This window comes from Mycetohabitans sp. B8, from assembly GCF_021991875.1.
Taxonomy (GTDB): Bacteria; Pseudomonadota; Gammaproteobacteria; order Burkholderiales; family Burkholderiaceae; genus Mycetohabitans.
Genome location: NZ_JAHLKR010000012.1, coordinates 1 through 14,338, shown reverse-complemented (window position 1 = coordinate 14,338; position 14,338 = coordinate 1). Strand labels below are relative to the sequence as shown.

Annotated in this window: 10 protein-coding genes and 3 pseudogenes; 5 read left to right on the top strand and 8 right to left on the bottom strand. The window is 57.4% G+C overall.

The window, feature by feature from the left end:
- The first annotated feature begins 104 nt into the window (after positions 1-104).
- The 4 genes from KQH60_RS05330 to KQH60_RS05315 are packed head-to-tail and all read left to right on the top strand — an operon-like array spanning position 105 to position 4,908.
- Positions 105-1,610 (top strand): efflux transporter outer membrane subunit, encoded by a 1,506-nt coding sequence (locus tag KQH60_RS05330; protein WP_237575513.1) that lies wholly within the window; start codon positions 105-107, stop codon positions 1,608-1,610.
- A complete protein-coding gene (locus tag KQH60_RS05325) occupies positions 1,607-3,814 on the top strand; it encodes an FUSC family protein (RefSeq protein ID WP_237575512.1) in 2,208 nt (735 codons plus the stop codon). Before KQH60_RS05330 ends, KQH60_RS05325 begins: the two co-directional genes overlap by 4 nt.
- The gene (locus KQH60_RS05320) at positions 3,804-4,004 is read left to right on the top strand and encodes a DUF1656 domain-containing protein (protein ID WP_237575511.1); all 201 of its coding nucleotides are present in this window, start codon (positions 3,804-3,806) and stop codon (positions 4,002-4,004) included. Before KQH60_RS05325 ends, KQH60_RS05320 begins: the two co-directional genes overlap by 11 nt.
- 16 nt (positions 4,005-4,020) lie before the next feature.
- Positions 4,021-4,908, top strand: coding sequence for an HlyD family secretion protein (locus KQH60_RS05315; RefSeq protein ID WP_237575510.1), 888 nt, complete (start codon positions 4,021-4,023; stop codon positions 4,906-4,908).
- A 158-nt stretch (positions 4,909-5,066) separates the two neighbouring features.
- Here KQH60_RS05315 and KQH60_RS05310 read toward each other — a convergent pair.
- Positions 5,067-5,186, bottom strand: a pseudogene (locus tag KQH60_RS05310) (hydroxypyruvate isomerase); the annotation flags it as partial.
- Between the two features lie 213 nt (positions 5,187-5,399).
- Here KQH60_RS05310 and KQH60_RS05305 point away from each other — a divergent pair.
- A complete protein-coding gene (locus KQH60_RS05305) occupies positions 5,400-6,563 on the top strand; it encodes an iron-containing alcohol dehydrogenase (protein ID WP_237575509.1) in 1,164 nt (387 codons plus the stop codon).
- Between the two features lie 1,094 nt (positions 6,564-7,657).
- Here KQH60_RS05305 and KQH60_RS05295 read toward each other — a convergent pair.
- The 7 genes and pseudogenes from KQH60_RS05295 to KQH60_RS05265 all read right to left on the bottom strand — a co-directional run.
- Positions 7,658-8,917, bottom strand: a pseudogene (locus KQH60_RS05295) (IS256 family transposase).
- Positions 8,918-9,050: 133 nt separating this feature from the next.
- Positions 9,051-9,428, bottom strand: coding sequence for a hypothetical protein (locus KQH60_RS05290; protein WP_237575507.1), 378 nt, complete (start codon positions 9,426-9,428; stop codon positions 9,051-9,053).
- Positions 9,425-9,811: a putative holin gene (locus KQH60_RS05285; protein WP_237575506.1), complete on the bottom strand. Its 387-nt coding sequence runs from the start codon at positions 9,809-9,811 to the stop codon at positions 9,425-9,427. The genes KQH60_RS05290 and KQH60_RS05285 overlap by 4 nt, the downstream gene beginning before the upstream one ends.
- A gap of 214 nt (positions 9,812-10,025) precedes the next feature.
- Complete coding sequence (locus KQH60_RS05280; RefSeq protein ID WP_237575505.1) at positions 10,026-10,601, bottom strand: lysis system i-spanin subunit Rz; 576 nt, start codon at positions 10,599-10,601, stop codon at positions 10,026-10,028.
- A gap of 408 nt (positions 10,602-11,009) precedes the next feature.
- Complete coding sequence (locus tag KQH60_RS05275; RefSeq protein WP_237575504.1) at positions 11,010-11,549, bottom strand: glycoside hydrolase family 108 protein; 540 nt, start codon at positions 11,547-11,549, stop codon at positions 11,010-11,012.
- Positions 11,550-12,370: 821 nt separating this feature from the next.
- Positions 12,371-13,273 (bottom strand): hypothetical protein, encoded by a 903-nt coding sequence (locus KQH60_RS05270; protein ID WP_237575503.1) that lies wholly within the window; start codon positions 13,271-13,273, stop codon positions 12,371-12,373.
- Between the two features lie 401 nt (positions 13,274-13,674).
- Positions 13,675-14,194: pseudogene (locus KQH60_RS05265) on the bottom strand (integrase core domain-containing protein); the annotation flags it as partial.
- Positions 14,195-14,338 lie beyond the last annotated feature (144 nt).

Genomic DNA, 14,338 nt, shown 5'->3' with positions numbered 1-14,338 from the left:
TTGCTTTTTTGGTAAGGAACTATCTCAAAGTGATCGCTTATTCAGAAAATACTTCAAAAATATAATTTTAATGACCAGTCATTTCGGGGTGTTTCGAGATAGCCGTGCGATCCGTCCGACGTTTCATCACGCTGACTCCCGTAATTTTTGCAAGCTACTTGATTATTGCGGGCTGTGCGAGTACCCATGGCATCGCGCCTCGCGCCAAGCCGGTTGACGCCGGCCAGCTCGATGTGTCCCAGGCCGTGCGTGCAGCAAGCGTCAATGCACAGTGGCCGAACGAGCAATGGTGGAGAATGTACCGCGATCCGCAGCTCGATCAGTGGATCACCGATGCGCTGACCGGCTCGCCCAGCTTGGCAATGGCCCGAGATCGCGTAAGGCAGGCGCAGGCAATGGCCGACGTTACGCGGGCCGATCTCGCGCCTCAACTCAACGGTAATCTGTCGATGACGCGGCAGCACTGGCCCGACAACGTGTTTTACGGTCCTGGGCCGCTGGCCAACGCCAATAAGTGGAATAACACGATTGGACTGTCGTTATCGTACAACCTAGATCTGTGGAGGCGTGATAAAAAGGCCGCCGAGCGTGCACTCGATACGGCGCGCATGCAAGCGGTCGATGCCCGGGCCGCGCAACTCGAGCTCGAAGCCAACATCGTACGCGCCTACATCAAGCTATCACTCGCGTTCGCGCAACGGGACATCGCCGCGCAGACGCTGGCGCACGAGCAGTCGATTGCTGACATTGCGCAACGGCGGCTGCAAGGCGGTATCGGTACCCAATTGGAACTTACGCAGGCGCAAGCTCCGCTGCCCCAACGCGAATGCCAAATCGCGGCATTCGACGAGCAGATCGCACTCATCCGCAACCAGCTTGCCGCACTGGCCGGCAAAGGCCCGGGAGCAGGCGCCGCGCTGCAACGTCCGACGCTCTCGCTCCAGACGCCGGTGAGCCTGCCATCGAACTTGCCTGCCGAGTTGCTCGGTCATCGGCCCGACGTGGTCGCCGCGCGTTGGCGCGTGGCCGCCAACGCCGCGGGTATCGACGTCGCCAGGACTGCCTTCTGTCCGAACGTCAATCTGCTGGCCTCGGTCGGCGGCATGTTCGTCGGCGGCGGACCGTTAGCCTTTCTGTTGTCCCAAGCGCATGCTGCCACGGTGGGACCGGCAGTCTCACTGCCGATCTTCAACGGCGGGCGGCTGCGCGCTCAGCTGAATGCCGCCAGCGCCGGCTATGACCTGGCCGTCGATCAATACAATCAGACGCTGGTTGACGCATTGAAGGACATCGCGGACCAGATCGTCACGTTGAAATCGCTCGATGTCCAGCAGGATGCGGTGCAGCGCGCGGTCGCCGTCGCCCAGCGCAGCTACGATCTGGCCTCCACCGGCTTTCGGCGCGGCTTGACCGACTACCTGTCGGTATTGAGCGCGCAAACCCAATTGTTGCAGGCACAACAGGACGCCGAAATTATCCACGCGTCGAAGCTGGCGGCCCGCGCGTCGCTGACGGCCGCGCTGGGTGGCGGACTGGTCGGTCCGAGCGACGGCCCGTCCGACAAGGATCCACGCGTGCCCAAGGCCGTCGCCCGGCAGGCATCGCAATGAGCAGCGCGACATCCGTGCTGGCCCGGTTGACGTCATCGCCCGCATGGCGCGACACGATGCGCGACTGGTTACGCACCGACGGCCGGGTATGGATTTATATATTTAAGACCGTCGGCGCCGCGTTGCTTGCGCTAGGCGTGGCCATGAAGCTGGACTTGCCGCAACCGCGTACCGCGATGACAACCGTATTCATTGTCATGCAGCCGCAAAGCGGAATGGTGCTCGCCAAAAGCTTTTACCGGATCGTAGGGACCGTGGTCGGCTCAGTCGTGACGATTGCGCTGGTTTCGCTGTTTGCGCAACAGCGCGAGCTGTTTTTGCTGTCCGTATCGATCTGGGTGGGCATTTGCACCTTTGGCGCGGCGCGTAACCGTAACTTCCGCTCGTACGGGTTCGTGCTCGCCGGCTATACCGCCGCGCTGGTGGGCATTCCGGCCGCCCAGCATGCGGATGGTGCGTTCATGGCGGCCGTGACAAGGGTCACGGAGGTTACGCTGGGCATCCTGTGTGCTGGTGCGGTCAGCGCGCTGGTACTGCCCCAGCACACCGCCGACGCGATTCGCTCCACGGTCCGGGCGCGATACCTCGCGTTCGTCGAATTTGTATCGGATACGCTGGGGGGCCGAATTGACCGCTCTCGTGCCGAACGCACCAACGCGCGTTTTGCCGCCGATGTCGTCGGGTTAGAAGCGATGCGCAGCTTCGCGGTGTTCGAAGATCCGCACAGCCGAATGCGCAGTGGCCGGCTGTCGCGGCTGAACACCGAGTTCATGAAAGCATCGACACGCTTTCATGCGCTACACCAGTTGATGAACCGGATCCGTGCTGGCGGCCAGGTTCAAATCGTCGAGGCAATCGAACCGTATTTTCGCGAAGTCGCGCCGCTACTGCTGAAGAAAAGCGGCGCACCGGTGTGCAACGCGGAGGATGCACAGCACGTGGCGACACAGCTGCAGGCGTTCAAGCAGGCCTTGCCGCGCCGCATACGGGATACCCGAGCGCAGCTCGAACAGCGTGAAGGCATCGCGCTGCTGGACTTCGACACCGCAGCCGAATTGCTGTACCGATTCGTCGAAGAGATGCACGCGTACGCGCTCACGTACGCGTCGCTGAGCACGGACCTTCATGAGCGTGAGTACGATGCACAACGCTACATCCCGCGCACCCATACCGTGGCGGCGGGCGTAGCCGGCGTGCGGGCGGCCATTGTGATGCTGTTGTTCGCCGCATTCTGGATTGAGACCGCCTGGCAAAGCGGCGGCATAGCGGTGTTGAACGCGGCCGCCACGAGCGCGCTGGTCGCGTCAATGCCGCAGCCCGCCAAGGGCGCCGCGCAGATGGCGATGGGTACGATGGTCGCGGTGTTCGCCGGTTTCATCGTGGTGTTCGGCATCTTCCCGCACCTGAACGGTTACGCGTTGCTGTGCGCCACCCTTACCCCCTTGCTGATGTTCGGCGTACTGATGTCCACGCGTGCGGGCTGGGCCGCGTTCGGCATGGGCTATTGCGTATTCTTCTGCTTCCTGGCCGGCCCCGACAACGTCGTGCGCTACGATCCTTCGTCGTACATGAACGATGCCATCGCGCTGATTGCCGCGATGCTCGTCGTCGCGCTAGTCAGTGCCGTACTGCTGCCACCGGCCAGTCCGTGGCTGCATAAGCAACTGCAGCGGGCCCTGCTACACCAGGTCGTGGACGCGTGCGCCACTCGACTGAGCCGGGCCCGTCAATACTTGGAAAGCGGCACGCGTGACCTGCTGCACCAAGCCAATGCAGTCACCGCGGATCGTCCGGACCTGCAAATGCGAATGCTATCGTGGACCTTTACCGTGCTCGAGGTCGGTCATGCTGTGATCGAATTACGCATGGAACTCGACCGACTCCCCGCCGAACCCCGCTATTCGGCCAACATGCCGTGGCGGCAGGCCGCGCAACACATGCTGAACACACTGGCCGGTTTGTTCTCCGCACCCAGCCATCGACGGCTCGTCGACGCACGCGAGGCGACCGCAGCCAGTATCGACGCGGCGCTGGTCATGCTGCGCAGCGTCGCTGGGTCGCGCGATGACCGGCACAGGTTGCAACGTACTTTGAGCTATTTGCATTTCATCCGGACCGCTCTGCTCGATGCCCAGTCTCCACTTAGCGGGCTCACACCCGGCCAGCATAGCCCTCACCGACGAGATCCCCCCCATGCCGCGTGACATCGCATTGTTCGACGCCTACGTTCCCATGGTCCTGCTCACCACGCTGGCCGGCACCGCGTTGACGTGGGCGCTCGATCGCGTATTAGCCTACTTTGGCATATATCGTTTGTTCTGGCACCCACCGCTCGCTCGCGCGAGCTTGCTCACCTGTATCATCTGCCTGCTCGGGCTCGCCGTTTATCGTTGAACCCAAAGAGTCGGACATGAAACTTCGCCATATCCTCAGCTTCTTTGCGACTATCGCAATCTTCGCCGTTGCCGTGTTGCTCGGTCGCGCGTTGTGGGTCCACTACATGGATTCACCCTGGACCCGCGACGGACGCGTCAGGGCGCAGATCATCAACATCGCGCCGGACGTATCGGGGCAGATTGTCGAGTTCCCGGTGCGGGACAATCAGTTCGTGCATCGCGGCGACGTCCTGATGCGCATCGATCCGGACCATTACCGCATCGCCGTCCAGCAAGCCGAGGCGCTGGTCGCGGCACGCAAGGCGGATCTGCAGATGCGCCGTGACGATGCCGCACGACGCCGGGATCTGGACGCGCTGGTTGTATCAAAGGAGAACCGCGAAAATGCCGTGATTCAGGCTGCCAGCGCCCAAGCCCAATATGAACAGGCGCTCGCGCAACTCGCCGCGGCAAAGCTGAACCTGGAGCGCACGACCGTGGTCGCGCCAGTGGACGGCTACGTGACAAACCTGAACGCCTATCGCGGCGATTACGCAATCGCCGGACAGCCTAAGCTGGCACTCGTCGACAGCCACTCGTTCTGGGTCTACGGTTATTTCGAGGAAACCAAGATCCCGCTGCTCAAGATCGGCGACCCGGCCGAGATGCGACTGATGAGCGGCGCGGTATTGAAGGGCCATGTCGAAGGGATCTCGCGCGGCATCGCCGACCGCGACAACCCGATGAGCCGCGAACTGCTTGCCGACGTCAATCCAACCTTCAACTGGGTCCGTCTCGCGCAGCGTGTTCCAGTACGCATCCATATCGATCAGGTGCCCGACGGCTTGATCCTGTCCGCCGGCACGACCTGCACGGTAGTGGTCAAGCCGGCCGCGGCAAACGGCACCGGGCCGCGCACGTAGTTAGACGGTAGGCGGCGCCGCCCCGCTCACCGCAAGTCATGCAGCCAATTGCCGAGTTGCCTACCCTCCGTCACGCAACCAACGCGGACCTCCTTACCGCACCTCACACAGACCCTCCGACGTGCCGTTTCGGCATCGCTTTGCCGATTCAGCAACTATCCTGACATGTCACGCAGATTGATCGGCTCGATGACGATGGTGATGCCATGTACTACAGCCTCGCCGGCCGCGTACGCGAGATTCTCCAAATAGCATGCCCAGTGGCAGGCGGCGTCATCCGCATCGTGCCGTACCCCGAGGCCATTGTTTCATGCTCAGCGCGAGCCAGGGATTAGACTGCTCCATAACGCAACACATTGCTTCGAATGACAACAATGCACATGGCACGTCCCAAGAAAAGCGCTTGAAAAATCGTTCTCTCGAACGCTGGTACGGTTCATGCGTCAACCCTTTGGCCGCAAGACGGTAAGCCTCCAAAACTCGGAGACGCAATGAGCTACCTAAACATCGCTGATCGTACCGACAGCTTTTTCATTCCCTGCGTGACCCTCATCGGACCGGGTTGTACACGCGAAACCGGTTCCCGAGCCAAGTCACTCGGCGCGAAAAAGGCGCTCATCGTGACGGATGCCGGCCTACATAAAATGGGGATCTCCGAGATCATCGCAGGCTACATCCGTGAGGCTGGGCTTCAAGCCGTGACCTTTCCGGGTGCCGAGCCCAATCCTACCGACATCAACGTCCACGACGGCGTCAAGCTGTTCGAGCGAGAAGGTTGTGACTTCATCGTCTCGCTGGGTGGCGGTTCATCGCACGACTGCGCAAAAGGCATCGGGCTGGTCACCGCCGGCGGCGGACATATTCGCGACTACGAAGGTATCGACAAATCAACGGTGCCCATGACGCCGTTGATTTCTATCAACACAACGGCCGGCACCGCTGCGGAGATGACGCGATTCTGCATCATCACCAACTCGAGCAACCACGTCAAAATGGCCATCGTCGATTGGCGCTGTACCCCGCTCATCGCGATCGATGATCCGCGCCTAATGGTGGCGATGCCGCCGGCATTGACCGCTGCGACCGGCATGGACGCGTTGACTCACGCAGTAGAAGCATACGTGTCCACCGCAGCCACGCCGATTACCGACGCGTGTGCCGAAAAGGCGATTGCGCTGATCGGCACCTGGCTGTCGAAGGCAGTCGCGAACGGCGAATCCATGGAGGCACGTGCCGCGATGTGCTACGCGCAGTACCTCGCCGGCATGGCGTTCAACAATGCGTCGCTCGGCTATGTGCATGCGATGGCGCATCAACTCGGCGGGTTTTACAACTTGCCGCATGGAGTCTGCAATGCGATCCTGTTACCGCACGTGTGCGAGTTCAACCTGATCGCCGTGCCCGAGCGCTTCGCCACCATCGCTGCGCTGCTCGGCGTGAATACCGCCGGGCTCAGTACAGTCGACGCTGCGCGGGCTGCTATAACGGCGATCCGGAACTTGTCCGCGTCCATCGGTATCCCGTCGGGCCTGGGCGTGAAAGCACACGATCATGAAGTTATGGCTAGCAATGCGCAGAAAGACGCATGCATGCTGACGAATCCTCGCAAAGCAACCCTCGCCCAGGTCATCGCAATCTTCGAAGCCGCTATGTAAAGCAAATCTCGCCTTCACCGGGGAATCATAAGGAACAAAATAGCTACATGCGAGCATTGGACACCGTGCTATTTCTTATGCTGAAGTAGCATGTTTTTCGACACGGTCTACCATCGAGTGTCTGTGTCCATCGACTTCAAGATGGACGCGGCGCCCGCCCGTCTACAGATGCTGGCTTAAGACGGATTCACCAGGAGTTTGCAGTAAACCGTAAAGCGATGATGCAACAAGCGTTCAGTAGAACTGGAGATCATGAATAACGCCGGAATGTCGTTGCGGTTACTTGTTGACAAATGGTTCTCACCCACGCCTGAGACGCCCATCCGCATTGCACGCTTCAGTCGCATGAATTCCACCCAACGGCGCTACGTGTGCATAGAAGCCTCAAGGCCGACAGGTATGCAAATTGTGTTCTTTTTCAGTCACGACGACGGTTCGTGGCAAGTGTTTCCGCCGGCAACGAAACGGCCCACAATGCGGGTAACCCGAGGCGGAATTTTGTAATCACTCAGGCAGTGAGCCATAAGTCGATACTGTCGGACTCCGACTAGGCTCGACGAATCATCGCAGAAGGTTGGGTAACGACAGACGCTTGGCAGCCGTGTTTCGTGGTAGAGCCGCCAGCGCTTGTTGAGCAGCTTAGCCAGAACTCAGCTTCGGATGTAATGGTCCAGCCCAAACCTGCATAGGTTAAGTGGCTAACGCGGATGCCGCAGCCGAGGTTTTTGTCTTCAGCGTCTGGTGCAGCCGTCGATGGTTATAGAACTGAAATTACTAAGCTCTGCTGCCCTGGCGACTAGCCACGCCTATCCGACTGATGCAAAGCCGCGGGCACGGCGCGCGTGTCTGGGCAAGCTGATTCAGATTGATGGCAGCGAGCATCCGTAGTTTGAGAAGCACGCGTCACAGTGCATGCTGCTGGTGTACGCGAACGATGGTACGCGAACGATGCGACGAGCCGGCTACATTCGAGTCTGGCGGACAGAGAAGTCAACACCGACACCTCGCGGACGCCGTTTATTCGAAGCGAACTACAATTATGGCCTGCCTGAAATGGACGTATCCGGAATTCTGTGTGTGAGGCGGGTTAAAACTCACAGTCCGATATTGAAGCGCTCGAGGTAGAGCAGCGCGAACTGCGTCATTGCGCTTTTCCAATCATGTCGGGAACCGGTCCATTTGGCAATGACATTGCGCAGCGCCAGCCAGACCAGCTTGAGCGCGGCTTCGTCGCTTGGGAAGTGGCCGCATGCCTTGATGATCTTGCGCAGCTGCATGTGCAACGACTCAATCGGATTCGTTGTGTAAATGATCTTGCGAATGTCCGGCGCAAAGGCAAAGAAGGGAATGACCTGCTCCTACGCACGCCGCCACAGGGCGGCGATCGGCGGATACTTGCACCCCCACGGGCCGGCGTCGAACGCTTCGAGCGCCAGCGCCGCGGCTTCGGCCGACGGCGCCCGATACACTTCTTTAAGTTCGGCGGCGAGCTGTTTGCGGTCTTTCCAACTCGCAAAGTCCAGCGAATTGCGAATTAAATGAACGATGCAGGTTTGCACTGTCGTCTCGGGGAACACAGTGTTAATCGCCTCGGCAAAGCCCTTCAGGCCGTCAACCATGGCGATCAGGATGTCCTGCACACCGCGCAGCTTCAGGTCGTTGACCACGCGCAGCCAGAACTTGGCACCCTCAGTGTGCTCGATCCAAAGCCCGAGCACATCGCGTGTGCCGTCGCGGCGCACGCCAAGGGCGAGGTAAATCGCCTTATTCTTCACCGTCCCTTCGTCGCGCACCTTTACGCGCAGAGCATCAAAGAATACGACTGGATACATCGCTTCAAGGGGCCGTTGCTGCCACTCGCGTACCTCGTCAATGACGGCGTCCGTGACCGTGCTGATAAAGTCAGGCGATACTTCGATGCCGTACATCTGCTGCAAAAAACCCTGGATTTCGCGCATGGTCATACCGCGTGCATACATCGCGATGATCTTGTCGTCGAATCCGGTAAAACGCCGCTCGCCTTTGGCGATGAGCACCGGGTCGAATGTCCCGTTGCGATCGCGCGCAATACTCAATTCCAGCATGTCATCGTCGGTCGTGATCCGCTTGCGGCTACTGCCGTTGCGATGGTTCTGGCTCTCCTGGAGCTTGGCTTGACCTTTCTCGTAGCCCAGGTGATGCATCAGCTCTGCGCCCAAGGCCCGTTCGAAGATCGCTTTCTTGAGCGCGGCAAGCTGCTCGTTGAGCGTCGCGCGCTCCAGCGTGCCGGGCACCAGCTGCTTGATCAGCTCCGGGTCCAGGTTCAGCCCGCGACCGGGCTCAATCGTCAATTCTTCTTTTCGCTTGTGAGGCATGTCGGCTCCTTTGCCAATAGTTTATGCCTCACACACAAGAAATCGGATAGGCTCATAATTGGACAATTCAACCAACCGCATGAAACCGCAAAATCTGCGCTCATCGATTATGTTGAATTAAAGAAAGCGTCCGCTATGGCTGCTTACGCTCGCTCAATACCTTCCGGCGTGCCTTGCGCGTCTGACGCAACGCCTCGGTGATCACGCCAACATCTCCACGCGCCATTATCACAAAACCCAGTACCAAGGCATTGACCGCCACATGCGTCGGTTCCACCGGTGTGGAATACCATCCTGCACATACACGTACCGCCAAAATGCCATATACCGCGACCAACCAAAATCGTATCGCTCGTTCATACCAATTCAACGGACTGCGCCGGGGTACTGGGGCACTAAAGGCAAACAACAGAATCAGAAAAATCGCACTTGCCAATACCCCATTCATCCACAGCAGCAACAAGTCCCATACGCTGTAGGCATTGAAGTACACTATTGCCGCTTTTATCATTTTTCTAACTCGCTATTCTTAGTGTCATTGACAGGCGCACTCCCAATGATCCGGTAGGTCAACTGAGTCAGCAGTTCCGGCACCATTTTCTCCGACCAATCCAGCAGTGCATTGGCCAGCGTCACGATCGCCGCCGTAGACAGAAACGCTGCAGGCCATTCCGGTAGCCCCACGTATTGCTGCACTGACGAAGTCACCGAAAGTCCTCCAATCACTGATACGCCAAAATATGCTATCTTGCGCGGCCACGACGGCTCACGACTATGCAGCAAAAATATCAATGCACCGCACACTACCCCACTCACCAGGGTTAGGTCATCCTGTGTCCAGGTCCTTGGACTGAACACGGATGGCACACGCAATAGTTCAAACCACCACGTCATGCTTTACCTCTGCTATATGTTCGCGCATCCGGCATCTAGTTAGTCGGACCGTGTATGCTATGCTTACAACTGTATCGCATGGACATTGTTTGGGCTGGCCATTTGGGCAAGCAACGTATTTCGCTTAAGTGGTTGCCTGACACCGTACGCTTGAATTTACACCACAGACATGCGTTGATACCTCCTTTGGTGAGTAGTCGCTTAAGACATTTTGTCATGGGACCGCCGACTGAAGCCCGGTCACGGGACACTCTGCGGTTTCAGGTCGCACCGTGCACACGTAAGCTTGCAAGGCCTTGAGCTTATCTATTTCTCGTTGGTCGTCGTCAGCGACCCGGAAAATGCGTTCTGCAACCGTTGGGTCGAGGTCTGCGTAGGTGGGGGAACCATTGCCCATTCCGGTGGCGGCGGCAAAGCCGGACACGTCACGGCTACGGGTTGAACAGTTGACGACGGCGACACGCAGCCGCTCAGTACCAGCAGCAAGAGCATCGCGCAGACGTTGATTTTCATTTTCATGGGCTTGGCGCTCCTGACTCAGTTGTGCATCCAGCGTTTCGATCCGTCGGGCTTGGGTCTCGCTCATAGCGGTCGCTTTCTGTTGCGCGGCCAAGGCTGCGTCTGAAATCGCTTTCATTTGTTCGGCATGCTGCTCATGATCCCGGGCTCGCGCAGCTTGTTCTTCAGCCAGCTGTCTGCCAGCGATGACCGAGCTCATGCCCCAACCCAAGGCAATCCCCGCAATGAATAGAACACCATAGGGTGCGATCCATCTCAACAAGTGCTGCATTGCACTCCTCCTGACCCGCGGCAGCTGTGTTCCCCACCTAAGGCACGTCGACTGCTATATCAAAAATTTCTGTCCCTGCCTGCGTGCTAAACCCGCCTCATGCGCTCATGCAGCCGGAACGCTAGATGGGCTGAAAAGGGCAAAAACACTATATACCGTATTTATCTTAACGCCCAAACAAATCATGACTTGAACCGCCATCATTGAAAGAGTTAGCAATACAGGCACAGCTGCCCTGCTTTAAAAGCAAGCCGCCATGAAACAATGCACTTGACATCGCTCAATTAAGTGCGACCATGGCGTCATCACGGATACGTTGGTGACACGCACAACAATGAAAAAATCATCGAATTTTGCGATGCATTGTATCTATTTTTGAAATAAATAGCTTGGATCAGGAAGTGCCTTTCATAGTCGGTTCATTACCCAGCCAAATACGAATGCCTCGTCTTTCTCTCGTTTCTCCGCCAGCTCAATGTAACGCGCCCCTTGTAGGCTATTGAGTGCCTTGAGAAGCGCCACTTGCCCTGGCTCTTTGCGTTTGTCCAGAAAAGCTTTGAGCGCTGCGATCGTTTTGAGACCTATCAAACCATCCACCATCATATCGGGGTAATCGACCTGCCGACGATTGAACACATTGAGCACACGCTGTAAAAACTGCGCTGCCACCTGCGTGCCCATATTGACACCGGTATCAAATAATTCAAGCGCAATCGGCACCGATAGCGTAGCAACGTCCTCCAGATGTAGCTGCTCCCAATAGCGACGCCGATAGATGGCTTTGGCGGTTGCTAAGGGCAGCAAGGCCATCGGACCCAAATACCCTTCTGCTCGTGCCACTGCCTCAGTAATGCCATAGGACGTCTCGCCGCCGCTATCATCAGGGTGATTGGAGTAGCCTCCTTCTCGGGCCACCGTCTTCTCAAATGCACCATCAAACGCCGTCATGGCTTTGCTCCTCTTAACAAGATCGCGGTACACATCCTCCTTTAAAAATTTATTTGGATCAACAGGCGGATTTAGCCAATAAGCTGTTCAAAAAACACAAAGCCATCAAACGCAACGGGTACCAGTCCCATTTGTCACGGCCACCACTGCGAAATCACAACTGACGGGTCGTCCCTTTCGATGTCGCGCTGGCTCAGGTTGAAGCGCCCGTACCATCGAACCGCGCAGCGGATGATCGTCGCTGGAAAACAGTGAGCGTGATAAAGCGATTTTGTCTAGCCAGCTAGCTGGCCCGAGCTCATCCACAACACAATGTGACAAAGCCGGTGTTCGATCGCCGACATTCAGTTCTGTCGAGACAAACCATGACGAAGTCACGGAGAAAAAGCTCCAAACGTCGTTGGCCGCGAGTGGACACCCAAAGGGAAGGGTTCGATGGCAACATTGGCTGACCGTTTTCGTCCATCCGACGCGCGCAAGGTCAGCGAGAATGTGCCGAAGGCCGGGTCGAGAGGTCGGTATCTGTCATCGCGGCGGAGTGCCGCCGTGGGGGCAGTAAAGTGCGTATCCCTCCGCAAGATAATCGTTTGAATCGCTCGGAATCTGACATTAATGACTTGGCGAGGCGCTCGCAGTAAGTCTCGGCAGCTTCGCGGCTTTCGCGCAACTGGAGGACTCTTAAGCTATTGTTCTATAAAGATTTTATAATCAAACCACCATAAATTTCACGAAAGATACGATTACCCCGTAATGAGGTCGGCCTACCAACATTCTCTCACCCTTGACTTCACCGATTCCAACAAAAACGGATCGGTGACGGTTCACTTCGGCCTGGGCGGGCGGGCACTGGTCAACCAGCTAGCATGCCAGTAACTTTGCTTGGGCCGGTACGTATGCTCCTTATCGAGTCCAAACCGCCATTTTTTCGGGCTGAAGATCTCATCATGCGGGACTTCTCTATCCTCCTTCCAAAACCGCACATGTTGCTTGACCTGCTCAGTTTTTTGATGCCGATACAGCCATCTCAGTTCACTGGATGTAATACTGGTCCCATGCCCCGTCTTGCCTGCTACCGCACTGAGGTTTTCATCTTCATCAATGCCATCCACAATAAAGTGAATATTTTTTTGCCTGACCAGCAACTGGTACTCAAGCCCCGCCTTACTGGTTTTCTTCCATAACGCCTTGCTCGCCTCTAACGTTAGTTGTTGGCTTGGCGTCACTTCGCTGGCAACATTGTAGCGGGCATGGCGGGACAAAAATGCCTTGAATGCAATACCTCGCTGGGCATCGACTAACGCCTTTTTGATGCGCTTGTCGGACTGGTAAAGATAAGGTTTACCCAGTGGATCCCATACCGCGTTTGTCAAGTCATTTTGAATCAAAATTTTTTTAGGTGGCAGCGCGTCCCGCTTTTGCGTGCTGCCGCTGCCTTGATCTGGGTTACTAAACCCTGCTTGCTTTAACGTATCCAGTGCACGCTTTCTCGGCGCATCCAGACCATAGACAATATCTCCCTCTTGAAAGACCTCTGCCAATTGTTGATACGGAATCCGTGCACCACCATGGCTCACTTGCGAAGCAGACGAAAGCCTAGCCAACGCGGCTTGAACCGGCGCTAGGCCAAATGCCGGCGTTGACTCGTCCTCCGTCTCGGACGGCTGCCTACTCGACCGGCGCGAGGATTGACGCACTGTGTAATTCTGAACGGCGCTTGTTTTCATTTTCCGCTCCTCATGGTTACGCTACGCTTGGCACACACGGTGAGACGATACGCACATAGGCTAAACTGTACCGCTGCATAGGATATGACACTTTAATGTTCCTGTGCCGGTCATGCACATCTCCAATCCCGGAGCGCTGACGCGTCCAAGCCGGTCGAATCGGTCATATCTTGAGAAGCCTTCACTCGAGGCGCCGACAAAGCCGAGCAACTGGCACAGCCTTAGGCGTTCGACTTTCAGCATAAAATCGGCGACCATTATGCGACGTTGCACCAGTATATGCCGGCTTTCCTGGCGATCATGAAGCTGTGTGTGGCACCAGCGTCCGCCGACGTACTCGATGCCATCGACACGATTCGCGCCACGGATAACGGGGTGCGCGCAAAATTGAGGCCCCCCAATCAGGGCTGTTCTAAAGTGGAAATTTCCGGCTCTTCGGGGTGGGCCGAATCGGCCCGGGACTTGCGCTGGCGGGCGAATTCGGCGGGCGTCATCCACTTCAGTGCCCAGCGGGGACGCGCCTCATTATAGTATTCGCGCCAGGCCTCGATTTTGCGCCTGGCGTCCTCGAGCGACAAGAACCCATGCGCGTTCAGGCATTCCTCTCCGAAACGCCCGTTGAACGACTCGTTCTGCGCGTTATCGGTTGGCTTGCTGGGACGTGAGAAGTCGATTCTTGACGCCCCTCTCGTACGCCCACCTGTCGAGCGCTTTACAGATGAATTCGCTGCCATTGTCGGCCTTGATGTAGCGCGCTAGTGCGCGGCTCACAGTAATCCGGTCCAGCGCCGCCACCACGTCTTCGCCTCGCAGCGTAGAGTCGACATCGATGGCCAGACATTCACGCGTGTAGTTGTCGACGATCGTCAGGGACCGCAGGCACCGACCGTCAAACAGTGCGTCAGCGACTAATGGTATTGTTCCACCCGCTTCTTCTATCGTAGTGGTACATTGCTCAAATGGAGGTAGCCATGAACGCGACTACACTGGGTATCGACCTCGGTAAGCGCTGGTTTCATGTTGTTGGATGCGACGCATCGGGACATACTGTCTTGCGCGAAAAAC

Excerpts from the sequence above, each read along its gene's own strand:
- KQH60_RS05325 (WP_237575512.1), top strand. The coding sequence starts at position 1,607 with ATGAGCAGCGCGACATCCGTGCTGGCCCGGTTGACGTCATCGCCCGCA.
- KQH60_RS05280 (WP_237575505.1), bottom strand. The coding sequence starts at position 10,601 with ATGCAGCACTTGTTGAGATGGATCGCACCCTATGGTGTTCTATTCATT.
- KQH60_RS05315 (WP_237575510.1), top strand. The coding sequence starts at position 4,021 with ATGAAACTTCGCCATATCCTCAGCTTCTTTGCGACTATCGCAATCTTC.
- KQH60_RS05290 (WP_237575507.1), bottom strand. The coding sequence starts at position 9,428 with ATGATAAAAGCGGCAATAGTGTACTTCAATGCCTACAGCGTATGGGAC.
- KQH60_RS05305 (WP_237575509.1), top strand. The coding sequence starts at position 5,400 with ATGAGCTACCTAAACATCGCTGATCGTACCGACAGCTTTTTCATTCCC.
- KQH60_RS05320 (WP_237575511.1), top strand. The coding sequence starts at position 3,804 with ATGCCGCGTGACATCGCATTGTTCGACGCCTACGTTCCCATGGTCCTG.
- KQH60_RS05285 (WP_237575506.1), bottom strand. The coding sequence starts at position 9,811 with ATGACGTGGTGGTTTGAACTATTGCGTGTGCCATCCGTGTTCAGTCCA.
- KQH60_RS05275 (WP_237575504.1), bottom strand. The coding sequence starts at position 11,549 with ATGACGGCGTTTGATGGTGCATTTGAGAAGACGGTGGCCCGAGAAGGA.
- KQH60_RS05270 (WP_237575503.1), bottom strand. The coding sequence starts at position 13,273 with ATGAAAACAAGCGCCGTTCAGAATTACACAGTGCGTCAATCCTCGCGC.